24 protein-coding genes, 1 tRNA gene and 1 pseudogene are annotated in these 21,937 nt (G+C 71.2%); 17 read left to right on the top strand and 9 right to left on the bottom strand.

All coding sequences use genetic code 11. The annotated features are described in order from the left end of the window. The 6 genes and pseudogenes from RIF89_RS02670 to RIF89_RS02645 all read left to right on the top strand — a co-directional run. Nucleotides 1–78: pseudogene (locus RIF89_RS02670) on the top strand (50S ribosomal protein L28); the annotation flags it as partial. Then, nucleotides 78–248, top strand: coding sequence for a 50S ribosomal protein L33 (rpmG, locus tag RIF89_RS02665; protein ID WP_055987916.1), 171 nt, complete (start codon nucleotides 78–80; stop codon nucleotides 246–248). The pseudogene RIF89_RS02670 and the gene rpmG, both read left to right, overlap by 1 nt. A gap of 2 nt (nucleotides 249–250) precedes the next feature. Then, nucleotides 251–556, top strand: a complete 306-nt coding sequence (rpsN, locus tag RIF89_RS02660) for a 30S ribosomal protein S14 (RefSeq protein ID WP_135115039.1) — start codon at nucleotides 251–253, stop codon at nucleotides 554–556. Nucleotides 557–750: 194 nt separating this feature from the next. Further along, the gene (locus RIF89_RS02655) at nucleotides 751–2,088 is read left to right on the top strand and encodes an MFS transporter (protein ID WP_309067611.1); all 1,338 of its coding nucleotides are present in this window, start codon (nucleotides 751–753) and stop codon (nucleotides 2,086–2,088) included. Nucleotides 2,089–2,209: 121 nt separating this feature from the next. Continuing rightward, nucleotides 2,210–3,358: an alpha/beta hydrolase gene (locus tag RIF89_RS02650; protein ID WP_309067610.1), complete on the top strand. Its 1,149-nt coding sequence runs from the start codon at nucleotides 2,210–2,212 to the stop codon at nucleotides 3,356–3,358. A gap of 264 nt (nucleotides 3,359–3,622) precedes the next feature. Next, on the top strand, nucleotides 3,623–3,910 hold the full coding sequence (locus RIF89_RS02645; protein ID WP_203137009.1) for an HU family DNA-binding protein: 288 nt from the start codon (nucleotides 3,623–3,625) through the stop codon (nucleotides 3,908–3,910). A 96-nt stretch (nucleotides 3,911–4,006) separates the two neighbouring features. Here RIF89_RS02645 and RIF89_RS02640 read toward each other — a convergent pair whose 3' ends face one another. Beyond that, nucleotides 4,007–4,255, bottom strand: coding sequence for a DUF6458 family protein (locus RIF89_RS02640; protein WP_309067609.1), 249 nt, complete (start codon nucleotides 4,253–4,255; stop codon nucleotides 4,007–4,009). Between the two features lie 282 nt (nucleotides 4,256–4,537). Here RIF89_RS02640 and RIF89_RS02635 point away from each other — a divergent pair, with 282 nt between their 5' ends. After that, a complete protein-coding gene (locus tag RIF89_RS02635; RefSeq protein ID WP_309067608.1) occupies nucleotides 4,538–6,505 on the top strand; it encodes a cytochrome c oxidase assembly protein in 1,968 nt (655 codons plus the stop codon). A 10-nt stretch (nucleotides 6,506–6,515) separates the two neighbouring features. Here the strand turns inward: RIF89_RS02635 and RIF89_RS02630 are convergent, their stop codons facing one another. Further along, nucleotides 6,516–7,637 carry a hypothetical protein gene (locus tag RIF89_RS02630; protein ID WP_309067607.1) on the bottom strand — a complete coding sequence of 374 codons (1,122 nt, stop codon included), beginning with the start codon at nucleotides 7,635–7,637 and terminating at the stop codon, nucleotides 6,516–6,518. A gap of 117 nt (nucleotides 7,638–7,754) precedes the next feature. Here RIF89_RS02630 and RIF89_RS02625 point away from each other — a divergent pair, with 117 nt between their 5' ends. From RIF89_RS02625 to RIF89_RS02610, 4 genes are all read left to right on the top strand, one after another. Then, the gene (locus RIF89_RS02625; RefSeq protein WP_309067606.1) at nucleotides 7,755–9,128 is read left to right on the top strand and encodes an AAA family ATPase; all 1,374 of its coding nucleotides are present in this window, start codon (nucleotides 7,755–7,757) and stop codon (nucleotides 9,126–9,128) included. 101 nt (nucleotides 9,129–9,229) lie between these two features. After that, on the top strand, nucleotides 9,230–10,492 hold the full coding sequence (locus RIF89_RS02620) for a serine hydrolase domain-containing protein (protein ID WP_309067605.1): 1,263 nt from the start codon (nucleotides 9,230–9,232) through the stop codon (nucleotides 10,490–10,492). Beyond that, entirely contained in the window at nucleotides 10,489–11,370 is an 882-nt protein-coding gene (locus tag RIF89_RS02615; protein WP_309067604.1) for an EamA family transporter, read from the top strand. Before RIF89_RS02620 ends, RIF89_RS02615 begins: the two co-directional genes overlap by 4 nt. 51 nt (nucleotides 11,371–11,421) lie before the next feature. Continuing rightward, nucleotides 11,422–12,078, top strand: coding sequence for a TetR/AcrR family transcriptional regulator (locus RIF89_RS02610; RefSeq protein WP_309067603.1), 657 nt, complete (start codon nucleotides 11,422–11,424; stop codon nucleotides 12,076–12,078). A gap of 42 nt (nucleotides 12,079–12,120) precedes the next feature. Here RIF89_RS02610 and RIF89_RS02605 read toward each other — a convergent pair whose 3' ends face one another. After that, complete coding sequence (locus RIF89_RS02605; protein ID WP_309067602.1) at nucleotides 12,121–12,489, bottom strand: hypothetical protein; 369 nt, start codon at nucleotides 12,487–12,489, stop codon at nucleotides 12,121–12,123. Between the two features lie 62 nt (nucleotides 12,490–12,551). Next, entirely contained in the window at nucleotides 12,552–13,055 is a 504-nt protein-coding gene (locus RIF89_RS02600; RefSeq protein ID WP_375294421.1) for a MarR family winged helix-turn-helix transcriptional regulator, read from the bottom strand. Nucleotides 13,056–13,181: 126 nt separating this feature from the next. Here RIF89_RS02600 and RIF89_RS02595 point away from each other — a divergent pair, with 126 nt between their 5' ends. Genes RIF89_RS02595 through RIF89_RS02585 form a run of 3 tightly spaced genes read left to right on the top strand, consistent with a single transcriptional unit; the run spans nucleotide 13,182 to nucleotide 16,136 of the window. Further along, on the top strand, nucleotides 13,182–14,444 hold the full coding sequence (locus RIF89_RS02595) for a DUF3500 domain-containing protein (RefSeq protein ID WP_309067601.1): 1,263 nt from the start codon (nucleotides 13,182–13,184) through the stop codon (nucleotides 14,442–14,444). Nucleotides 14,445–14,484: 40 nt separating this feature from the next. Then, a complete protein-coding gene (locus RIF89_RS02590) occupies nucleotides 14,485–15,399 on the top strand; it encodes a nitronate monooxygenase (RefSeq protein WP_309067600.1) in 915 nt (304 codons plus the stop codon). Then, complete coding sequence (locus RIF89_RS02585; protein ID WP_309067599.1) at nucleotides 15,396–16,136, top strand: glutamine amidotransferase; 741 nt, start codon at nucleotides 15,396–15,398, stop codon at nucleotides 16,134–16,136. Before RIF89_RS02590 ends, RIF89_RS02585 begins: the two co-directional genes overlap by 4 nt. A 21-nt stretch (nucleotides 16,137–16,157) precedes the next feature. Here RIF89_RS02585 and RIF89_RS02580 read toward each other — a convergent pair. Then, a tRNA-Gly gene (locus RIF89_RS02580) sits at nucleotides 16,158–16,231 on the bottom strand. 67 nt (nucleotides 16,232–16,298) lie between these two features. Continuing rightward, the gene (locus RIF89_RS02575; RefSeq protein ID WP_309067598.1) at nucleotides 16,299–16,940 is read right to left on the bottom strand and encodes a hypothetical protein; all 642 of its coding nucleotides are present in this window, start codon (nucleotides 16,938–16,940) and stop codon (nucleotides 16,299–16,301) included. A gap of 138 nt (nucleotides 16,941–17,078) precedes the next feature. Between RIF89_RS02575 and dcd the strand changes: the two genes are divergently transcribed. The 3 genes from dcd to RIF89_RS02560 all read left to right on the top strand — a co-directional run bounded on the left by dcd (nucleotide 17,079) and on the right by RIF89_RS02560 (nucleotide 19,758). Next, on the top strand, nucleotides 17,079–17,684 hold the full coding sequence (gene dcd, locus RIF89_RS02570; protein WP_309067597.1) for a dCTP deaminase: 606 nt from the start codon (nucleotides 17,079–17,081) through the stop codon (nucleotides 17,682–17,684). Between the two features lie 186 nt (nucleotides 17,685–17,870). Next, nucleotides 17,871–18,596, top strand: a complete 726-nt coding sequence (locus RIF89_RS02565; RefSeq protein ID WP_309067596.1) for a phosphonatase-like hydrolase — start codon at nucleotides 17,871–17,873, stop codon at nucleotides 18,594–18,596. Between the two features lies 1 nt (nucleotide 18,597). Beyond that, nucleotides 18,598–19,758, top strand: a complete 1,161-nt coding sequence (locus tag RIF89_RS02560) for a zinc-binding dehydrogenase (RefSeq protein ID WP_309067595.1) — start codon at nucleotides 18,598–18,600, stop codon at nucleotides 19,756–19,758. A 53-nt stretch (nucleotides 19,759–19,811) separates the two neighbouring features. Here the strand turns inward: RIF89_RS02560 and RIF89_RS02555 are convergent, their stop codons facing one another. The 3 genes from RIF89_RS02555 to RIF89_RS02545 form a co-directional block, all read right to left on the bottom strand. Continuing rightward, nucleotides 19,812–20,678: a glycerophosphodiester phosphodiesterase family protein gene (locus RIF89_RS02555; RefSeq protein ID WP_309067594.1), complete on the bottom strand. Its 867-nt coding sequence runs from the start codon at nucleotides 20,676–20,678 to the stop codon at nucleotides 19,812–19,814. A 156-nt stretch (nucleotides 20,679–20,834) separates the two neighbouring features. Then, the gene (locus RIF89_RS02550; RefSeq protein ID WP_309067593.1) at nucleotides 20,835–21,218 is read right to left on the bottom strand and encodes a YchJ family metal-binding protein; all 384 of its coding nucleotides are present in this window, start codon (nucleotides 21,216–21,218) and stop codon (nucleotides 20,835–20,837) included. Between the two features lie 123 nt (nucleotides 21,219–21,341). Beyond that, nucleotides 21,342–21,937, bottom strand: a 596-nt coding sequence (locus RIF89_RS02545) for a carbohydrate-binding protein (RefSeq protein WP_309067592.1), incomplete at its 5' end; no start/stop codon positions are given.

Genomic DNA, 21,937 nt, shown 5'->3' with positions numbered 1-21,937 from the left:
AAGGGCATCAAGGTCATCGACGCCCGCGGCATCGAGTCGGTCGTCAAGGACCTGATCGCGAAGGGTGTGAAGCTCTAATGGCCAAGAAGGCTCAGGACATCCGTCCGATCATCAAGCTGCGCTCGACGGCGGGCACCGGTTACACCTACGTGACCAAGAAGAACCGCCGTAACACCCCCGACCGCCTCGTGCTGAAGAAGTACGACCCGGTGGTCCGCAAGCACGTCGACTTCCGCGAGGAGCGTTAATCATGGCCAAGAAGAGCAAGATCGCTCGTAACGAGCAGCGCAAGGAGATCGTCGCCCGCTACGCCGAGAAGCGCGCGACCCTCAAGAAGCAGCTCATCGACCCGAACGCGACCGACGAGGAGCGCGAGGCCGCTCGCGTGGGCCTGCAGAAGCTGCCCCGCAACGCATCGCCGATCCGCGTCCGTTCGCGCGACGTCATCGACGGCCGCCCCCGCGGTGTCCTGACGAAGTTCGGCATCTCGCGTGTCCGCTTCCGCGACATGGCGCACCGTGGCGAGCTGCCCGGCGTGACCAAGTCGAGCTGGTAAGCACCCAGTCGCACTGAGAGGGGCGAGGATCCAACGGATCCTCGCCCCTCTCGCATGCGGGAGGCGCGACGCGGGCACGCCGGACGCGGCAGCAACCGGCCTTACCTATGGTGAGAGGCTATGGGGATAGGTATGCTGGCGATCGGCGCGACGTTGCGCCGTGTCGACGAGTAACCGATGAAGGCTGCAGCGATATGACCACTTCTCCCGCACGCGCATCCGATCTGCGCGACCACCTCGAGCACGCGCCGATGACGCCCTATCAGTGGGCGATCGTCGCGGCCGCCGTGCTCCTGAACGCGCTCGACGGCTTCGACGTCGCCGCGATGTCCTTCGTCTCCGCACGTGTCGAGCAGGAGTTCGGCCTGACGGGCACGGTCCTCGGCGTCGTCATCAGTGCGACGCTCATCGGCATGGCCGTCGGCTCGCTGGCGCTCGGCCGCGTCGCGGATCTCATCGGCCGCCGCGTCACGGTGCTGGGCTCCGTGGCGCTCGCGACGGCCGGGATGTACCTCGCGGCGACCGCGCAGGACGTCGTGCAGCTCGGCATCTGGCGAGTGCTGACCGGACTCGGCGTGGGCGGCATCCTCACGAGCATCACGGTGATCACCGCGGAATTCTCGTCCGCGCGCTGGCGCGGGCTCGCGCTGGGCATCTACACGGCCGGATACGGCGTCGGAGCGACGCTGGGCGGGCTCGCGGCGGTCGTCCTCCAGGAGGGGGCGGGGTGGCGCGCGGTGTTCCTGGCGGGCGCGATCGCGAGCACCGTGCTGCTGGCCGTGCTGCTGTTCCTGCTGCCCGAGTCCGTGCACTTCCTGCAGCTGCGCGGCGGGCGCGCTCACGGGGCGCTGCGACGCATCGCGACCCGGGTCGGATTCGATCCCGATCGGATCGAGGGTGCGGAGGCGGATACGCGAGCCGGCACGACGCGGTCGCGGCGCGGCGGACTCTTCTCGCGCGAGGTGCTCGCGGCGACGCTGCTGCTGTGGGCGGCGTTCTTCACCGTGATGTTCGCGTTCTACTTCGTGAACTCGTGGACGCCGCGGCTGATGGTCGAGGCCGGGATGACCGTCGACCAGGGCGTGATCGTGGGCATGGCGCTCGCGATCGGCGGTGCTGCCGGATCGGTCCTGTACGGCGCCCTCGCGGCGCGCGCGTCTCGCGAGCGGCTGCTGCTGGTGTTCCTGCTGATGAGCGCGGCGGCGATCGTGGCGTTCGTGCTGTCCACGGTCTTCCTGGCACTCGCCTTCGCCCTCGGCGTCGTCGTCGGGCTGCTGGTGAACGGCTGCATCGCCGGCCTGTACACCGTCGCGCCGGCGCGGTACGGGACGCAGGTGCGGGCGACGGGCGTCGGGGCCGCGCTCGGTGTGGGGCGTGCGGGCGCGATCCTCGCCCCGATCGCCGCCGGTGCCCTGCTGGACGCCGGCTGGACGAACGTCGCGCTGTACTCGTCCACCGCGGCCCTGCTGGTGGTCGGCGCCGTGGCGGTCCTGCTCCTGTCGCGGCGGCCCGCGGCCGACGTCGGGGCGTGACGTCCGCGGAGGGGACGAGGATCCGACGATCCTCGCCCCCTCCGCGTCGTCCTGGGGCGCCGCTCGGGTGACTTTGGCACGATGAGAACGAGAAGGCACCCGAGGGACTTCAGGAGGTCGCATGCCGCTCGATCCGTTCTTCGCCGAGCGTCTGCGCCGGCAGAAGAAGTACATGATCGGGCAGGGGCTCGAGGGGCTGAAGCGGCGACTGGGCTGGCCGTGGTTCATGCGTCCCGCCGCAGAGGCGGCCGTCAAGTCCGCGCCCGCCGAGGAGAAGACCCGTGCGCACGCGGCCGCGAAGGCCGAGGCGCGCGAGGATGCGAGGTCCGTCGCCCGGCACGAGTCGTCGCCCGACCCGCATCGCCCGAGCCGTCGCCGCGCCGAGCACCGCAAGATCGCGCTGTCGTGGGATCGCACCGAGCAGCGCAAGAACGGCGTGCCCGGGCCGCGCGTGCACACGATCGACCGGATCGTGCAGGTGCCGGGGCAGCCCGACGTGCTCCTGCGCATCTACTACCCGACGACCGGCGAGCGCCCCGCAGAGCCGGTCCCCGCGTGCGTGACGTTCTTCGGCGGCGCCTTCCGGATCGGAGGGCTCGACTTCCCGACGACGGATGCCGCCAATCGCCGCCGGGCCGCGGAGGCGGGCGTCGCGATGGTGGGCGTGGGCTACGCGCTCGCTCCCGAGCACAAGTATCCGACGCAGGTGCTGCAGGGCCACGCCGCGCTCGAGTACGTGTTCGCGCACGCCGAGGAGCTCGGCATCGACCCCGAGCGCGTCGGCATCGCCGGCACGTCGGCGGGCGGCAACATCGCCGCAGCGGTCGCCCTGATGAACCGCGATCGCGGAGGGCTGCCCCTGCGCCTCCAGCTGCTGGAGGTGCCCGTCGTCGACCTCACGGGGCGCCACATCGACTTCCGCGCATCGCGTGCGCTGGGCATCCCGACCATCCTGATGGCGCGCGAGCTCGCGTCCGTCGCCCGCACCTACCTGCGCCACCGCAGGGACGCGCGCGAGCCGTATGCCTCGCCCATCCGGGCGCAGTCGCTCGAGGGGATGCCGCCGGCCGTGATCCTCACCGCCGAATACGACCCGCTGCGCGGCGACGGCGTGGCCTACGCGGCGGCGCTGCGGCAGGCAGGCGTCGACGCGAGCGCCGTGCAGTACCTCGGCGCGACGCACGACACCGGCATCTTCGCCCGTGTGCTCGCCGTCTCGCGACGCTGGCACGGCGATGTCGTGGCCGCGTTGCGGACGCTGCACGACTGAGAGATCTCGGCGTCGGCGCCCGACCCGGACCGTTCGGCGTCACGATCCGCGGAATTCCGCGGATCGCACGGAATGAAGTCACATCCGTCACATCCGTCACTCCTGCACCAGACACGCGGTCGAATCGCCCGGATTCCCGCGAGAATCCGCGGAATTCCGGGCCCCGTTGATACATTCAAGGCGCGATCGACGATCGCCCGGGGGTAAACGTCTCCGGTCCATTGATCACAGTGCGGCGTCATCACGGCGCCGCTGGAGGATGACATGGCCGACAAGTCCATCACCAAGACCGAGCTCGTCGCGAGCATCGCCAGCGCCACGGGCCAGAGCCAGTCCGCGGTCTCGGGCGTTCTCGACGCCCTGTTCACCACGGTCTCGGAGGCCGTCGCCAAGGGCTCGAAGGTCTCGATCCCGGGCTGGATCGCGTTCGAGCAGGTCGAGACGGCCGCTCGCACGGGCCGCAACCCGCAGACCGGTGCCGAGATCAAGATCCCGGCCGGCAAGCGCGTCAAGGTGACCGCGGGCTCCAAGCTGAAGGCCGCCGCCAAGTAATCCGGCGCAGACGAAAGGGGATGCCTCCATGACGGAGGCATCCCCTTTCGCCGTTTGCGGGGTCGACGCGCCGGATGGGGCGTCGAGCCCTTCGGGTCAATACGGGTCGACGTCGGTACGACGCTCCGTGACGCGGCCCGCGCCGGGATCGTTGACCGTGCGGGTGCGCTCGACGGCGGAGCGACGACGAGTCAGCAGCACCAGGCCGATGACGAACACGACCGCTCCGACGCCCATCAGCAGGTAGCCGATGAAGTCGTCGTCCACGCCCGGGATGTCGATCTCGAGGCCGAACGCCAGGATGGCTCCGATCACGAACAGCACTACTCCGGTTCCGATACTCATGGCCGTCACGCTAGGGGGCGGCGCAACTCCCGGTCACCGGGCTTGACTTTTCCGCCTCGACGCGGATTCACGCTCGATCCCGGGGCAGCAGCCGGCGCCAAACCACATCGTCTGAACGAAAACACATGCTCTGGCGCGACTGAACCCTGTGGTCTCGTTCACACCATGTGGTTTCGCCCTGGGGTCGGGGCCGAGGCCGGGGGCGGGAGCGGGGCGGGACGGCGCAGGACGACCGCGCACGGAGTCAGATCCATCCCAGGCACGCCGAACTAGGCTGAGCGGGTGAATCCGCGCGCGCTGCGGGCCATCGGGCCCGTGATCCTCATCGCCGCGGCCGTGCTCACGTGCTTTGCGGCGCTCGCCTACGGCGGCGCGGCCGATCCGCTGGCGGCGGGCGATCCGGGCCCGATCGTGCGGTGGGGTCTGCCGATCGCGAAGCTGATCGTGAACGTGTCGGCCGCCGTCATGGCGGGATCCCTCGTGCTCGCGCTGTTCGCGCTGAAGGCCGGCGAGCGTGAGTTCGACGGCGCCCTGGATGTCGCGTCGATCGGCGCCGCGGTGTTCACGATCTCGGCCGGCACGGTCGGGTTCTTCACGTTCCTCGACTCCTTCAACCCGCAGCTGTCCGCGGGGCCGGAGTTCGGCGCGCAGCTCGGCGCCTTCCTCACCGAGGTCGAGCTCGGCCGCACCTGGCTTATCACGACCATCGCGGCGGCGGTCGTCACGATCCTGGCGTTCGCCATCCGGTCGTGGACGGCCACGCTGCTCACGGCGATCCTGGCGATCGCGTCCCTCATCCCGATGGCGACGCAGGGGCACTCGGGCGAACTCGCGAGCCACAACGCCACGGTCACCGCGATGAGCCTGCATGTCGTCGGCGCCGCCGTGTGGCTGGGCGGGCTCGTGCTGCTTGTCGTCCTCCGCCCCGCGCTGTCCGCCGGGCGGCTCGGGGACGTGCTGCGGCGCTACTCGTCGATCGCGCTCGTGGCCTTCGTCGTCGTCACGCTGTCGGGCTTCGCGCGCACGCTGTCGTCCATCAGCTCGTGGGAGCAGCTGACCACGCCGTACGGCGGCATCCTGTGCTTGAAGATCGCGGCGCTGGTGTTCATGGGGCTGCTCGCCGCCTGGTACCGGCTGCGGCTGATCGACCGCATCGGGCGCGCGCGTACCGCGCGGACGTTCTGGACGCTGATCGCCGTCGAGCTCGCCTTCATGGGCGTGGCCTCCGGAGCGGCCGCGGCGCTGGCGCGCACGTCGCCGCCGCTCACCGAGACGCCGTACTCGTCGACGCCCGCCGAGATCCTGACCGACGAGCCGCTGCCTCCCGAGCTCACTCTCGAGCGCTGGTTCACGACGTGGGACGTCGATCTGCTGTGGGCGTTCGTCGCAGCGTTCGGCATCGCGTTCTACCTCGCAGGCGTGATCCGGCTGCGGCGCCGCGGCGACGGCTGGCCGATCTACCGCACGGTGCTGTGGGTGCTCGGCATGGTGACGCTGTTCTGGGTGACGTCGGGGCCGATCAACGCGTACCAGGACTACCTGTTCAGCCTGCACATGCTCGGACACATGCTGCTGACGATGGGCATCCCGCTGATGCTCGTGCCGGGGGCGCCGATCACGCTGGCGCTGCGCGCGATCGCCAAGCGCGATGACGGCACGCGCGGCGGCCGCGAGTGGATCATGTGGGCCGTGCACAGTCCCTTCGCGCGCGTCGTGACGCATCCGCTCGTGGCGGCCGGCATCTTCGTCGGCTCGCTCTGGGTCTTCTACTACACCGACCTCTTCCGCTGGTCGCTGTACGACCACCTCGGCCACGTGTGGATGGTCACGCACTTCCTCATCTCGGGCTTCCTGTTCGTGATGACGCTGACGGGGATCGATCCGCTGCCCTACCGGATGCCCTACCCCGGACGCCTCGTCACCCTCATCGCGGTCATGGCGATCCACGCGTTCTTCGGCGTCGCGATCATGATGCAGTCGGGGCTGATGGTCGCCGAGTGGTTCGGGGCCATGGGACGCACGTGGGGGCCGACGCCGCTCGAGGATCAGTACGTCGGCGGCGGCGTGGCGTGGTCGATCGGCGAGATCCCCACGCTCATCACGGCGATCGTCGTCGCGATCCAGTGGAGCCGCAGCGATGAGCGCCAGCAGCGCCGGGACGACCGCCATGCCGACCGCACGGACGACGCCGAGCTCGCGGCCTACAACGCCCGCCTCGCGAAGCTCGCCGAACGCGACAGCGTCCGGTAGCCACGGCGCGTCAGCGCAGCGCCGGGCTGCCGACCAGGATCGACGCCGTGCCGTCGGGCAGGACCTCGACGGTGCCGTCGATCACGAACGGCACGTCCTCGCTGACGTGGTAGATCGAGCCGTCGAACAGCGACACGACGTCCGCGTCGAAGTGAGCAGTGCCGGTCGCGGCGGAGATCGCCCAGTACGCATCCTGGGGCACGAGCGCGACGGGCGGCTGCGACGGGATCGTCCAGGCGATCGTGTCCGCGAGCACGCGATCGCCGCCGACCGCGTGGGTGTCCATGCCGAACGGGCAGCCGGTCGGCTGCATCACCTGCTGCTGCGCGCAGTCGGTCAGGAAGGCCGAGACCTTCTCCTTCACCACGTCGACGAAGGCCTCGCTCGGCCGGGCCTGGATGTCGAGCCGCACGCTGTGCAGCGCGGCGTCGGCGAGCACGTTCACGGGGTCCGCCTCGGCCAGCGCCGTGTCGACGGCGACGCTGTACACGCCGGGGGAGAACACGAGCAGCGAGACCGCATCCGTCGGGTCGGCGGCGGAGCCGTCGGGGGACACCTGGCGCTTATCGACCTCGAACCCGTTCACGGCGAACTGCATGGAGCCGCGCACCTCGACCCGGATCTCGGCCAGCGGGCTCGTTTCGAAGCCCCACCTCGGCACGAGGCCCTCGGTGCCGATGCGCTGCACGCGGAACAGGGACTCTCCGGGCGTGCCGTCGATCCGGTACGACGCCCTCACCTCGACCACGCCGTCGATCTCGCGCTCCGAGGTGATCTCCACGTCGCTGATGTCGAAGCTCAGCACGGCCTCGCGCAGCAGCGCGTCGGACGACGTCGCCGGCAGGCCGGCGGCCTCCAGATCCGTGCTGTCCAGGGTGACCCCCGGCACCGCGAGCGCGGCCGCCGCGTCGCCCTCGGCGAGCATGCCGATGTAGCGCTCGACGAACGCGCTCGGACCCCAGAACTGGCGGTGCAGCGCCGAGAACCCCGCCCAGATCGCCGCCGCGAGCAGCACGCCGACGATGCCGAGGATCACCAGGTCGCCGGTCAGCCCGCTGCGGCGTGCCGGGCGCGTGTGGTCTCCTGCCGCGGGGCCTGCCGGTGGCGGCGCGCTCGCGGGGGCCTGGTCCATTGCGTCAGTCTAAGGAGCGCCGGTCCGGATGATCCTGAGCGTGCCTGCGCGTCACGGGTGCGAAACGCCTGTGCATGACGGGGGAGCCGCCGTCGGCCGGGTGGGAGGATAGAGCCCATGCCCGCGCTGTCCCCCGAGCAGGAAGAGCTCTTCCGCCTCATCGAGGACACGCGCGAGCACGTCTTCGTGACGGGACGCGCCGGAACCGGCAAGTCCACGCTGCTGAACCACCTCGCGTGGAACACGAAGAAGCAGATCGCGGTGTGCGCGCCCACGGGGGTCGCCGCGCTGAACGTCGAGGGCCAGACGATCCACTCGCTGTTCAAGCTGCCGATCGGGCTGATCGCCGACAGCGACATCGAGCAGAACGACGCCACGCGCAAGCTGCTGAATGCGATCGACACCCTGGTGATCGACGAGATCTCGATGGTCAACGCCGACCTGATGGATGGCATCGACCGTTCGCTGCGGCAGGCGCGCGGCCGCCGCGGCGAGGCGTTCGGCGGCGTGCAGGTCGTGATGTTCGGCGACCCGTACCAGCTCGCTCCGGTGCCGCCGCGCGGTGACGAGGCACGCTACATCCAGGACCATTACCGCTCGTTCTGGTTCTTCGACGCGCACGTGTGGGCGGGGCGCGAGCCCGAGGGCGACGGCCTGATCGAGCTGGGTCGGCACGGCGCCGAGCTGCACATCCGCGAGCTCACGCAGATCCACCGCCAGGACGACGACGCGTTCAAGGCGATGCTGAACGCGGTGCGCTACGGCCGCGTCACGAAGGAGATCGCGGACATCCTGAACGCGACGGGCGCGCGCACGCCGCCGGACGACCCGGAGCACCCGATCATCACGCTCGCCACGCGCAACGACCGCGTGAATGCGATCAACGCGCGACACCTGGCGCAGCTGCCGGGACGCGAGCAGACCGCGAAGGCCGACGTGAACGGCGACTTCGGGCGCGGCGACGTGTACCCGGCAGACCAGGAGCTCAAGCTCAAGATCGGTGCGCAGGTGATGTTCCTGCGCAACGACGCCGGGTCGCCGGGTGAGCCCCCGCGCTGGGTGAACGGCACGATCGGCACGGTCACGCGCATCGTGGGCGAGACCGTGCGCGTCGACGTCGACGGCGAGGAGTTCGAGGTCGAGCCGGCCGTCTGGGAGAAGTACCGGTACGCGTACGACCCGATCGGCCGCAAGCTCACGCGCGAGGTCGTCGCCGAGTTCACGCAGTTCCCGCTGCGACTGGCGTGGGCCGTGACGATCCACAAGTCGCAGGGGAAGACGTACGACCGCGCGGTCGTCGATCTGGGCGCCGGGGCTTTCGCCCCCGGTCAGACCTACGTGGCGCTCAGCCGGCTGACGTCGCTCGAGGGCCTCTATCTCTCGCGCCCGCTGCGGCCGAGCGACATCCGCGTCGATCAGGACGTGCGCCGCTTCATGCGCGCGGTGTGGGAGCAGCGCCAGGCCGCGGCCGCCGCCACCGCGACGCCATAACGATCTGCGAGATCAGGGATCGCCCGGATCAGGAAGGCGCGGGACGGGACATAGACTCGGTGGACGGGTGATCGGGGGTGTCGATGCGGGGTCGATCTCACGTGCGGCGTGCCGTTTCGGCAGTCGCGGCGACGGTGGCGATCGCGATGGCGGTGAGCGGGTGCACGGGCGGGGACGCCGTGCAGGCGCGCACGCCTGAGCAGGTGACCGGGGAGCTGCCGGGCGACACGGTGACGGCCATGCAGGCGGCCGTGGAGCACGCGATGGCGGTGTCCGGATCGTCCGGTGCGATCGTCGGCGTGTGGGTGCCGTGGGCGGGCGCGTGGGTCGAGGGACTCGGGACGACGACTCCCGGCGGCGACGAGCCCGTGACCACCGACATGTCCTTCCGCGTCACGACGATGACGCGCCCCATGACGTGCGACGTCCTGTACGGCCTCGTGGACGACGGGGTCGTCGAACTCGACGATCCGGTCTCGCAGTACGTGCCCAGCTCGCCCGACCTGACGGATGTGACGCTGCAGCAGCTGTGCGACAACACGTCGGGCCTCGGCCGCTCGAATCCCACACTGCTGCCGTACGCGCTGCGTACGCCGGAGCGCCAGTGGAACCCGCGCGAGGTCGCCGCCGCCGGCCTCGGCAAGCCGAGCACCGAGCCGGGCGTGGCGCTTACCGAGTCCGACACGGGCTACCTGCTGCTCGGCGTCGCGCTGTCCAACGCGGCGCAGCAGAGCGCCGCCGAGCTCTTCCGTCGCTACGTGACGGGGCCGCTCGGGCTGCAGGCGACCGCGCTTCCGGGGCGCGAGGCCGCCCCTCCCGGCGAGCCCGCACTGCCGGGCTATCGGTCGAGCGTGGCGGACCGCGCCGAGGGATGCGTCGAGCCGCGGGAGTACACGGAGCTGTCGGCGAGCTTCGGCTACACCGACTCGGGAGCGGTGTCGACGATCGGGGAGCTCGGCCTCTACACCGAGGACCTCGCCGCGCGGGCGAAGGACGGCGACGCGTTCGTGCCGCGCTGGAGCAGTGCCAAGCCGGTCAGCACGGAGTCCGACTCCTGGTACCAGTACGCGGGCGGCACGTACATCGCCGGCTCGATGATCGGACAGCAGGGCTCGACGCCCGGCTACCTGACCAGCGCCTACTCCGACACGGGCAACGGGCTCACGGTCGCGGTCGTGCTGAACAACTCGGCCGCGAGCGAGGAACTCGTCGGGTACCTCGCCAAGGAGCTCGCCGCGATCGCATCGAAGGTGCCCGCGCGGTCCGGTGAGACGGCGCCCGACGCCGCCCTGCCTTGGACGGCTGAGGCCTACCACCAGGCGATCGCCGACCGGGCCGTGTGCCCGGCCGAGCCCGCCGAGTGACGACCCGCGGTTCCTCCGGCCTCGCGGTCGGGCTCGTCGCCACGGGCCTCGCGTGCCAGGAGGTCGGCGCCGCGATCGCGGTGCTGCTGTTCCCGCATACGGGTGCGCTCGGCATGGTCATGCTGCGGCTCGTGTTCTCGGCGGTCATCCTGCTCGCCCTGGCACGGCCCTCGCTGCGCGGCCGCACCCGCGAGGAGTGGGAGGCCGTGATCCGGCTCGGCGTCGCGCTCGCCGTCATGAACGGGTTCTTCTACCTCGCGCTCGAGCGGCTCGCGCTCGGTGTGACCGTGACGATCGAGGTGCTCGGTCCCCTGACGCTGTCGATCCTCGTCGCCGCCACGCGGGCCGCGTGGATCTGGGCGGGACTCGCGCTCGCCGGTGTGATCGCGCTGGGCGGGGGCGGGTGGGAACGCCTCGACCCGGTCGGCGTGCTGTGCGCCCTGGGCGCTGCGGTGAGCTGGGCGTTCTACATCCGAGGGCAGGCGCGCGTGGGCAGAGCCTTCCCGCGCCTCGAGGGGCTCGCGCTCGCGATGGCGATCGGGGCGGTGATCTCGCTGCCGTTCGGCATCGTGACCGCCGGGCCGGTCCTGCTGCGACCGGACGTCCTCGCGCTCGGCGCGGCCGTCGCGATCCTGTCGTCCACGATCCCGTACGCGCTCGAGCTGATCGCCCTGCGGCGGCTCACCGAGGCGGCGTTCGGCATCCTGATGAGTCTCGCGCCGGCCACCGCCGCGCTCGCCGGATGGATCCTGCTGGGGCAGGAGCTGTCGTGGCTCGAAGTCGTGGGGCTCGCGCTCGTCGTGTGCGCGAGCGCCGGCGCGGTGTGGACGTCGCGCAACCGTCCCGAGCCCCTGGCCGTCGCGGAGCCGCTCGCGTAGGTCACGCCCGCGGTGGTGAGAAGATCGACGGAGCCGAGTGAGGAGAGCCACGTGACAGATGCCGCCGCGCGTCAGCGCGATCCGGAGCGCACGCGCGCCGAGCTCCTGGACGTCGCGACCGAGGTGTTCGCCGAGCAGGGGTATTCGGGTGCGCGCGTCGACGACATCGCCGACCGGACGCGCACGACCAAGCGCATGATCTACTACTACTTCGGCGGCAAGGAGCAGCTCTACCTCGCGGTCCTCGAACGGGCGTATCGGGGCATCCGCGAGGCCGAGCGCGTGATCCACGTGGGAGACCTGGCGCCGGCCGACGCGATCCGCCGGCTCGCCGAGCTCACGTACGACCACCACGTGCGCCACAGCGCGTTCATCCGGCTCGTGATGATCGAGAACATCCACCGCGGCGAGTTCATCCGGCGCATCGACGCGATCCGCGAGCTCGGTCAGCCGGCCGTGGGGCTGCTCGACGAGATCCTTCAGCGTGGTCGCGCGGAGGGCTTGTTCCGTCCCGATGTCGACGCGTTCGACGTGCACATGCTGATCAGCTCGTACTGCGTGTTCCAGGTCGCGAACCAGTACACGTTCGGCTTCCTGTTCGACCGCGACCTGCACGCGGCGCCGCTCAGCGACCACCTCCGGTCGATGATCGGCGACATCGTGGTGTCGTGGCTGCGCACCCCTGCCGAGGCCGGCGGAGCGGGCTGAACGCGCGGGCGGGGTCCGCGAGGCTCGTGCGCCCTGCGAGCGTCAGATGTTCGGAACCTGCGTGGACCACAGGATCGCGAGCAGCAGGATCAGCGCCACCGCCGCCATGATCGCCATCAGGGTCGCGAGCATGCGGTTGCGGATGCGATTTTGGCGGATCGCGAACGCCGTCACCACGAGCCCGACCGCGGAGGCGGTGACGAAGGCGATGCCGATCCACGCGAGCGCGAGGTTCACGGGCAGCAGCACCGCGAAGACGATGATCGCGACGATGGCGAGGACCAGGCCCGGCAGGAGCCAGACCCATCGCTTCGGCGTGCGCAGCGCGGGCTGATTGCGCACCCGGGTGGGGTCGTCCGCCTTGCCCTGGCGCGCGGATCCGGTGTCGTCCCTGGCGTCTCCCGTACTCATGGGACCGACGTTACGAACGCTCCGCCCGGCCGCACCACAGGCTTGACAGGCGGGAGGGCGGATCAGCCCGGCTCGGACCGGGCGAGCACGCGCAGCAGGCGCGCGAGCGTCGCCTGGTCGGCGCGGCTGAGGGCGCTGAGCTCCTCCGCCTCCCGCTGCGCGAGCGCGGTCATGGCCGCGTCGGCGCGTTCGATGCCCTCGGGGCAGAGGCGCACGAGCACGCCGCGGCCGTCGCGGGGATGCGGGCGGCGCTCCACGAGTCCGCGCGCGAGCAGCTTGTCGATGCGGTTGGTCATCGCGGCGCTGCCGATCATCGTCGCGGCGACCAGCTGCATGGGGCTGAGCTCGTGCGGCGGTTCCTCGCGGCGGAGCGCGGCGAGAACGTCGAACTCCCACGCCGCGAGCCCCGCCCCGCGGAAGGCCTCCGCCCGCAGGCGCGAGAGCCGGTTCGCCGCGCGGCGCAGGCGCGACATGACGTCCAGCGGCGTCAGGTCGATGTCGGGGAGTCGACGCGACCAGGCGTCGATGAGGAGGTCGACCTCGTCGTCGCGCGCGTCCGGCATCATGCCTCTACGCTAGCGGCGCGGCCGCGCCATCCGCCGACATCCGCCCGCGGACGCGCGGGTGCTTTCGAAAGTGCCGCATCGGCCCGGCATAGGAAGCCGATAGCGCCTGTTCGTACCGTCGCCTGCATGACCCACGACGACACGGCCGGCGCGCGGCGCCGGCACACCCCGAATCGACCCCTCTGGATCGCCACCGCGCTGGTGGCGGGAAGCCTCGTGCTCGCCGGCTGCGCGACCGGCGCACCGAGTGCGAGCTCCATAGGCGACTCGTCGAGCTCGGCATCGACAACGATCACCACGACGACCGAGGACGCCTCCACCGACACGTCGACCGCCGCCGGCGCGGACGCGACGACGACCTCCGAGACGATCTCCTCCACGGCCGCGGCCGGCGAGGCGTTCCTCGCGACCCTGTCGGACGAGCAGGTGGACGCCGTCACCTACGACTACGACGACGAGACGAAGTCGACCTCGTGGTCGAACTTCCCCGTGACCTTCGTCGAGCGTGCGGGCCTCAATCTCGCCGACCTGACCGATGAGCAGAAGGAGGCCGCTCTCGGCGTGCTCGAGGCGCTGCTGAGCGACGACGCGTATGCGACCGCGACCGGCATCATGGCCGGCGACCAGTACCTGCGGGACAACAGCAGCAGCACCGAGGAGTCGCTCGGCCAGTACTACATCGCGTTCTTCGGCGATCCGTCGGACACCGGCGCCTGGGCGGTGCAGTTCGGCGGCCACCACCTCGGCATCAACGCCGATCTCAACGGAGCCGAGAACGCGATCACGTTCGCGCCCACGCACCTCGGCGTGCAGCCCGCCGTCTACGCGGACTCCGAGGGGGAGGAGGTGCAGCCCTTCGCCGCGATCTACGAGACCGCCTTCGCCTTCTACGACAGCCTGACCGACGAACAGAAGGCGTCGCTCTATCAGGGCGAGGAGCCGGCGACGATGGCCTGCGCGCCCGGCGGCACGTGCGATTATCCGACGGGCACGGGACTGCTCGGCGCCGACCTCACGGACGAGCAGAAGGACCTCCTGCTCGCCGTGATCGCCAACTGGGCCGGAATGGCCGACGAGGAGACGAACGCCGCGGCGCTCGCCGAGATCGAGGCGACGCTCGACGAGACGTACGTCACCTGGTCCGGTGCGACCGTCTACGACATGACCCAGGGCGACGGGATCTCCTTCCAGATCTCCGGCCCGGACGTCTACATCGAGTTCGCGGCGCAGAACGGCTCGGCCGGGGCCGACGTCGACGGCGTCGTGACCAGCGGCTGGGGTCACGTCCACACGATCTACCGCGATCCGTCGAACGACTACGGGGGCAGCGTCGAGCAGCAGGAGGGCTCGGGTCCCGGCGCGGGAGCCGGCGCGCCGCCGGCCGGCTGACGGGTTTCCGCGCGGCGACCCGCGCTGAGAGGATCGGAGCATGGTCGCCTCGCTGCCCTTCGACGTCCGGGTTCCGATCGTGAACGCCCCGATGGGCGGGGTCGCGGGAGCTGAGCTCGCGGCGGCGGTGTCCCGCGCCGGCGGGCTCGGCATGATCGGCATGGGCAGCTCCGGCAGTGTCGCGTCGCTGCAGCGGCAGCTGCCGCTCGTGCCCGACGGCGTGCGCGTCGGCATCGGGCTCGTCGACTGGGTCGTGCGCAAGGAGCCCGCGCTGCTCGACCTCGCGCTCGACGCGCAGCCGGTGCTGCTGTCGCTGAGCTTCGGGGACGACTTCGACTGGATCGCCCGCGCGCACGACCGCGGCGTGCGCGCCGCCGCCCAGGTGTTCGATCCGGCAGGCGTCGAGGCCGCCGACGCGGCGGGGGCGGATGTGATCGTCGTGCGCGGGCGCGAGGCGGGCGGCCACGGACGATTCCTCGTCGACCGCGACGAGCTTCTCGAAGCGGCCGTGACGATGACCGATCGACCGGTGCTCGCCGCCGGCGCGATCGCCACGGCCGCGGACGTGCGCGACGCGCTCGAGCGCGGGGCGAGCGGCGCATGGGTCGGAACGGCGTTCGCCGCGTGTCGGGAGGCGCTCACATCTCCTGGCACCCGGTGCGCGCTGATCGCCGCCGGACCGGACGACACGATCCTGACCTCGGCGTTCGATCGGGCGGCCGGCTACGGCTGGCCGGAGGACATCCCCGAGCGCGTGATCGCCAACGAGTTCACGGCGCGGTGGGGCTCGGGGGTCGCGCCGGGCGCGGAGGATGAGCTCGCCGCGGCGAACGCGGCGGACGACCCGCGCGGGATGTCGATCAACGCCGGTCTCGGCGTCGCGCACGTGCGCGCGGAGCGCACCGCCGCCGAGGTGCTTGCGGCGCTCACCGGGCAGTACGGTCCGGCAGCGTGAGCCGCTCTCGTCCGTTCGTGCTCCTCGCCACCCGAGCCGAGGATGGGCCGGCCGAGGAGGAGTATGAGCTGTTCCTGCGCTTCGGGGGACTCCGTCCGGAGGAGCTGATCCGTGTGCGGCTCGAAGCCGAACCGATGCCGCGCCTGGATCTCGACGCGATCTCGGGGATCTTCGTGGGCGGCAGTCCCTTCAACGCCTCCGATGCGGAGGATCGGAAATCCACAGTGCAGCGGAGGGTGGAGGCGGAGTTCGACGCGCTGCTGCGGGAGGTCGTTCCGCGTGACGTCCCCTTCCTGGGCGCGTGCTACGGCGTCGGCACGCTGGGGGCGCACATCGGAGCCACGATCGACAAGACCTTCGGCGAGGCCGTCGGGGTCGTCCCCGTGACGCTCACGGAAGAGGGGGTGTCCGATCCGCTGCTGCGCGGCATGCCCCGCACGTTCGACGCGTTCGTGGGACACAAGGAGGCGATCAGGCACCTGCCCGACGTGGCGGTGCTGCTTGCCTCCTCACCGGCTTCGCCCGTGCAGATGTTCCGGGTCGGAAAGAACGTCTACGCGACGCAGTTCCATCCCGAGCTCGACGTCGACGGCATCTCGACGCGCATCCGCGCGTACGACGGCTTCGGGTACTTCGCGCCGCAGGAGCTGGAGGACACGCTCGCTGCCGTGCGCCGCGTGCCCGTCACGGAGACGGGTCGCATCGTCCGCCGTTTCGTCGAGCGCTACGCGCGCTGATCGCGGCATGGCGGGATGAGGTGGAGGGGCTGACGGGAATCGAACCCGCGCTGTCTGCTTGGGAAGCAGAAGTTCTGCCATTGAACTACAGCCCCGAACGCGCCGGAGCGCGTGAGGGCCAGCATAACAGGACCCGCACGCGCTCCCGCGGCGCGACGGACGTCAGTGCTTGCGGCGCTTGGAGCCGCCCGTCAGCTTGCGCAGCAGGACCAGAGCACCGACCCCGATGGCCGCAGCGGCCCAGGGCTTGCGCTTCATGAACGACTTCGCGTCGGTCAGCATCGCGCCGGCGTCCCGCTCCGACACCCAGTCGCCTGCCTGCTTGAGTCCGGCAGAGGCCTTGTCGGCGATCTCCTTCGCGACGCCGTCGGACGGTGCGAGCGACTCGACCTTCTCTCCCGCGGTGCGCAGACCGTCGGCCACCTTCTGCTGGGCGGCGGTCGGCTCGGCGAGATAGGTTCCGCCCGACTCGGGCGTGGCGTCTTGTGGCACGTCGTCGTCCGACCCGGCATCCGAGCTGTCGTCCGGTCCGCCCTGCGCGGTCTCGGCCGCGTTCGCGGCCGCCTCGGCGGCGGCGGGCGGCACCTTCGAGTCCGAGTCCGAGTCCGAGTCCGAGTCCGAGTCCGAGTTCGAGTTCGAGTTCGAGTCCGAGTTCGAGTTCGAGTCGGAGTTCGAGCCGTCCGAAGCGGGCTCGTGCTCCAGGCCCTGCGACGTCCCGACGGTGCGGGCGACGTCGGCGGGGGTGACCTCCGGGACATCGTCCGTGCTCGGGGTGGAGGGGGTCTGACCAGAGTTCTGCGACATGCGCGTCTCCCTTCTCTTCGGGACCACTGACTCTCCGATGTAAGCGCGTCCGCTCCGGATCCGCCTCCCGCTTGACGGGACGGGTGCCGTGTGTCATCGCGAGCGGGGGGCCGTCGGCTCACCCAATAGGCTGATCCCGTGCTGCTCTCGGATCGCGACATCAAGGACGAGCTCGACTCCGGCCGCGTGGGCCTGGACCCGTACGACCCGGCGATGGTGCAGCCGTCGAGCGTCGACGTGCGCCTCGATCGGTACTTCCGGCTGTTCGACAACCACAAGTACCCGTTCATCGACCCCGCGGAGGATCAGCCCGACCTCACCCACCTGGTCGAGGTCGCGCCCGACGAGCCGTTCATCCTGCACCCGGGCGAGTTCGTCCTGGGCTCGACCTTCGAGACGGTGTCGCTGCCAGATGACGTCGCCGCGCGCCTCGAGGGCAAGTCGTCGCTCGGCCGGCTGGGCCTGCTGACGCACTCCACGGCGGGCTTCATCGACCCTGGCTTCTCCGGCCACGTCACGCTCGAGCTGTCGAACGTGGCCACCCTGCCGATCAAGCTGTGGCCGGGCATGAAGATCGGCCAGCTGTGCTTCTTCCGCCTCACCTCGCCCGCCGAGAACCCCTACGGCTCGGGCGCATACGGCAACCGGTATCAGGGCCAGCGCGGACCGACCGCGTCGCGCTCGTTCCAGAGCTTCCACCGCACGGACGTCTCCGTCACGGAGGCGGGCGCGTCCGGATCCTGAGCCGCGCACTCGCCTCGCCGGTGCACGGAGCGGCGCGAGGCCGGCGGGCGTGAGGCCGCGTCGCGGAAGGCTCGGTGAACGGCACCTGAACAATGCCGCGACCGGAATATCCGCGCGGATCGGCGATGTCAGGCTGGAGTGCTGGATCGCTCGTCGAGGCTGCGATCGGCGCCGAGAGGGGATCCCATGACCGCATCCGCCACCCCGTCCGTCGAGCTCCTTGTGCTCGACATGGCCGGCACGACCGTGCGCGACGACGGCGTCGTCGAGCGCGCTTTCCAGCGTGCGCACGAGCGCACCGGAGTGGCGGATCGGATGACGTGGGACGACGCGCTGCAATACGTGCGCGACACGATGGGGCAGTCGAAGTTCGACGTCTTCACCCACCTCGCGGGCGGCGACACGGCGCGGGCCGAAGAGGCGACGGCGGCGTTCGAGCACGCCTACGCCGAGCTGATCGCCGAGGAGGGCGTCGAGCCGATCCCGGGCGCGCGTGAACTGCTCGAGGACGCCCGCGCCGCAGGCATCTCGGTGTACCTCACGACCGGCTTCGCGCCGGTGACGAGGGACGCGATCCTGGACGGCCTGGGCTGGCAGGGCCTCGTCGACGGCGTGCTGTCGCCCTCCGACGTGGGCCGCGGGCGTCCCGCTCCCGATCTCGTGCTCGGCGCCGCCCTGCGGGCGCAGGTGTCGGGCGTCGCGGCCGTCGCGGTCGCCGGCGACACCGAGAGCGACGTGCGCTCTGGTCTGTCGGCCGGAGCCGGACTCGTGGTCGGCGTGCTGAGCGGCGCGCATGACCGCGCGGCCCTCGAGGCCGCCGGCGCGCACGTGGTGCTCGACGATGTCGCAGACCTGCGCGCGCTGCTCGGCCTCCCGGTGCGCGAAAGCGTGGCCGCCGCCGGGAACGTCTGACATGTCGTCGCCGGCGCTCGTGCCGACGCCGATGCCCGCGTCGCGCGATGTGGTGCTCGAGCCGCCGGCCGTCGCGATGGTCTGGACCGGCGCGGGTCGGCCGCACGAGACGGTCGCCGTGCCCGGCGTCGTGCTCGGCGCAGGCGAGACCCTCGTGGCGATCGAACTGGCGACGGTGTGCGGCTCCGATGTGCACACCGTCGAGGGTCATCGCTCGGCACCGACCCCGCTCGTGCTCGGACATGAGCACGTCGGCCGGGTGATCGACGTGGCCCCGGGCGTGCGCGCGGTGGACGGCGCTCCCGTGAACATCGGCGATCGGATCGTCTGGTCGATCATGGCGAGCTGCCGCGACTGCGACCGCTGCCGCCGCGGGCTGCCGCAGAAGTGCCGCGCCCTGGTGAAGTACGGGCACGAGCGCATCCAGCCGCGCTGGGAGCTCACGGGCGGCTTCGCGACGCACGCGCACCTGCGCGCCGGCACCGCCATCGTGCGGGGCGGCGAGACGCTGCGCGCCGAGGTCCTCGCCCCCGCCGCGTGCGGCACCGCGACCGCCTGGGCCGCCCTCTCCCGCGCTGACGAGGTGACGGACGTCGACGACGCGACGGTCCTGATCCTGGGTGGCGGGCTCATCGGCCTCACCGCCTGCGCGATCGCCCGGCAGCGGGGTGCGACCGTGGTGGTCGCGGATCCGGATCCGTCGCGCCGGGCCCTCGCCGTCCGCTTCGGCGCCGCGCGGGTCGTCGATCCCCGGGACGACCGCTCGCTCGCCGCGGCGCTCGCCGCGACCGGATCCGCCGAGTTCCAGATCGTGCTGGAAGCATCCGGATCGCCGCGCGCCGTGCGCGCCGCGCTCGAGACGGTGGGCATCGGCGGCGTCGTCGTGCTCGTGGGCAGCGTGTTCCCGACGGAGCCGCTCCTGGTCGATCCCGAGCGCCTGGTGCGCGGGCTCGTCACCATCCGCGGCGTGCACAACTACGCCCCGAAGGACCTCGACGCCGCCGTGCGCTACCTTCGCGAGCACGCGGCCGACCACCCGTTCGAGGAACTCGTGAGCGCGCGGTATCCGCTCGCGCAGATCGACCAGGCGCTCGCCGCCGCCGCGGCCGGCGTCGCCGTGCGGGTGGCGGTCGATCCGCGCGACGCCCAGCGCCGGCGCTGACACGTGCCGCGACCCCGGCGGAACGTTCTTCGCCGGGGCCGCGCTCGTCCGGATCAGTGCTTGCTGCGCTCGTGCAGCAGCGCCTCGAGCACGTCGGGGGTGTTCGTGATGATGCCGTCGACGCCCCAGTCGAGCAGGCGCGTCATCGTCGGCACGTCGTTCACGGTCCAGACGTTGACCTCCATGTCGTTGGCGTGCACCTGGTCGATGTAGGCCGCCGTCGCCTGGCCCGCGCTGGGGTTGATCTGCTCGGCCCATTCGGCGTACGCGGGCAGGTCCGCGACCGCCGGCGCCCCCAGCAGTCCGACGGGCGTCTCGGGTGCGAGCTGCGCGTACGTCTTCATCGAATCCCAGTTGAAGCTCTGCACCGACAGGCGCTCGCTCGCGAGAGCCGACTTCATGTACCCCGGGAACGAGGCGAACACGTCGATCACCTTCTGCTCGACGCCGGGGTACAGCTCGGGCGACTTGAGCTCCATGATGATGCCGGCGCGGCTCGAGCGGACCTGTGACACCATCTCGGCGAGCGTGGGGACGGGTTCGCCCGCGAACTCCGGCCCGAACCACGACCCGGCGTCGAGCTGCTTGATCTCGGCGAGCGTGAAGTCCTGCACGCGCCACGGGGCGCGGTCGGGGAAGACCTGCTCGACGTCCGTCGTGCGCGCCAGCGTGGTGTCGTGCATGAGGATCGTCTCGCCGTCCTTCGTGAGCTGCACGTCCGACTCGATCCAGGTCGCGCCCTGGTCGATGCCGAGCTGGAAGGCGGCGAGCGTGTTCTCCGGCGCGTAGGCCATCGCGCCGCGGTGGGCGGTGGTCGCGACGGAGACCCTCTCGGGCTGTGCGGCGAAGGCCGGGGCGGACGAGCCGGCGACGGCGAGGGCGCCCGTGAGGGCGGTGACCGTGAGATGACGGAGGCGCATGGCGATCGTTCCTTTTCGCTGGGGAGCGGTGGACGCGTTCCACGCTTCCCGGCGGGGGTGGCGCTCGGATGGCCCCGGCCTGACGACTCGGCGACGACTCGCCCGGGCGGGTTGCGACCCGGTGACATCCGCCTGACCATCCGGCGGCGGGGCTTGTCAGGCGGTGACGTCGCCGTCGACGTACACCCAGCGGCCACCGCGACGATCGAATCTGGCGTGCTCGGCGAGCGCACCCATCATCGGAGCACCCGTGGCCCCGGTCTCGTAGATCGCGACGAAGTCCACGGTCGAGCCCTCGGCGGCGGTGACCTCGAGACCCGTCCACCGCAGGAGCTCGTCGAACACCAGCTCGCCGGGCTGAGGGCGCGTGCGGGGGTGCCAGGTGCGCAGCAGATAGTCGGCGTCGTGCTTTGCATACGCGCTGTAGCGCGAGCGCATCAGCTCCTCCGGCGTCTCGGCGAGGCGTGCCCCAGCGTGCAGGGGGCCGCAGCAGGCGGCATATGCGCGGCCCGAGCCGCAGGGGCAGCGCTCGAGCGTCATGCCGGCGCCGTCCTCACGCGCGCCATCTTCCCGTCGTCGTGGGCCATGAGATCAGCGTAGGGCGCGGGAAACGGCGAAGGCCGCGCCCCGAGCGGGACGCGGCCTTCGCGGCGCGGGATCGGATCAGCCGATCTTCTCCCAGGGGCCCCACTTGCCGCCGGGCGCCTGGTTGCGGGTCCACCACTTGGCCTCGTACGTGGCGCCCTTGTACGTCACGACGTCGCCCCGGTTGAAGATGCGCGACGCCGTCCAGGCCGGGACGCCGTTCTCGTCCTCGACGCCCAGCTCCTGCCACGGGCCGTAGGGGTTGCCGGGCTTCTGGCCCTTCGTCCACCACGTCGCGAGCCACTCGGCGCCCTTGTACGAGACGATCTCGCCGCCCTTGTACGTGGTCTTCGCATCCCATGCCGGGACAGCGGGAGCATTCGCGGCACGCTCGACCGCGATGGTCATCGTGCCCTTCTTGCTGTTCTGCTCCGTGACCGTGATCGACGTGCCCGAGCCCGCGACGATGACCGAGTTCTGCGGGTTCGCCTCGTCGTAGTAGGCGTACGGGTCGGTGTCGTCGAACGTCGGCAGCGCCTTCTGCGAACCGACCTTCAGGGTCGTCATGCCGGCCTCGGTCTCGCGGTGCAGCGAGATCCTGTCCGTCTTCTGCAGGCCGAACGTCGCGTCGAACGACTGGATCCGGTTGCGGGCGATGGTGCCGTCCGACCACT

The organism is Microbacterium sp. (assembly GCF_031178525.1).
GTDB lineage: Bacteria > Actinomycetota > Actinomycetes > Actinomycetales > Microbacteriaceae > Microbacterium.
The sequence above is the reverse complement of the archived record's forward strand: the minus strand, read 5'-3'. Positions and strand labels throughout refer to the sequence as shown.

Coding starts and splice junctions, on each gene's coding strand:
- RIF89_RS02600 (WP_375294421.1), bottom strand. CDS start 13,055: ATGATGCCGGACGCGCGCGACGACGAGGTCGACCTCCTCATCGACGCC.
- RIF89_RS02630 (WP_309067607.1), bottom strand. CDS start 7,637: ATGGACCAGGCCCCCGCGAGCGCGCCGCCACCGGCAGGCCCCGCGGCA.
- rpsN (WP_135115039.1), top strand. CDS start 251: ATGGCCAAGAAGAGCAAGATCGCTCGTAACGAGCAGCGCAAGGAGATC.
- RIF89_RS02565 (WP_309067596.1), top strand. CDS start 17,871: ATGACCGCATCCGCCACCCCGTCCGTCGAGCTCCTTGTGCTCGACATG.
- RIF89_RS02550 (WP_309067593.1), bottom strand. CDS start 21,218: ATGACGCTCGAGCGCTGCCCCTGCGGCTCGGGCCGCGCATATGCCGCC.
- RIF89_RS02640 (WP_309067609.1), bottom strand. CDS start 4,255: ATGAGTATCGGAACCGGAGTAGTGCTGTTCGTGATCGGAGCCATCCTG.
- RIF89_RS02590 (WP_309067600.1), top strand. CDS start 14,485: ATGGTCGCCTCGCTGCCCTTCGACGTCCGGGTTCCGATCGTGAACGCC.
- RIF89_RS02595 (WP_309067601.1), top strand. CDS start 13,182: ATGACCCACGACGACACGGCCGGCGCGCGGCGCCGGCACACCCCGAAT.
- RIF89_RS02625 (WP_309067606.1), top strand. CDS start 7,755: ATGCCCGCGCTGTCCCCCGAGCAGGAAGAGCTCTTCCGCCTCATCGAG.
- RIF89_RS02650 (WP_309067610.1), top strand. CDS start 2,210: ATGCCGCTCGATCCGTTCTTCGCCGAGCGTCTGCGCCGGCAGAAGAAG.
- RIF89_RS02560 (WP_309067595.1), top strand. CDS start 18,598: ATGTCGTCGCCGGCGCTCGTGCCGACGCCGATGCCCGCGTCGCGCGAT.
- RIF89_RS02605 (WP_309067602.1), bottom strand. CDS start 12,489: ATGAGTACGGGAGACGCCAGGGACGACACCGGATCCGCGCGCCAGGGC.
- RIF89_RS02555 (WP_309067594.1), bottom strand. CDS start 20,678: ATGCGCCTCCGTCATCTCACGGTCACCGCCCTCACGGGCGCCCTCGCC.
- RIF89_RS02645 (WP_203137009.1), top strand. CDS start 3,623: ATGGCCGACAAGTCCATCACCAAGACCGAGCTCGTCGCGAGCATCGCC.
- rpmG (WP_055987916.1), top strand. CDS start 78: ATGGCCAAGAAGGCTCAGGACATCCGTCCGATCATCAAGCTGCGCTCG.
- RIF89_RS02575 (WP_309067598.1), bottom strand. CDS start 16,940: ATGTCGCAGAACTCTGGTCAGACCCCCTCCACCCCGAGCACGGACGAT.
- RIF89_RS02655 (WP_309067611.1), top strand. CDS start 751: ATGACCACTTCTCCCGCACGCGCATCCGATCTGCGCGACCACCTCGAG.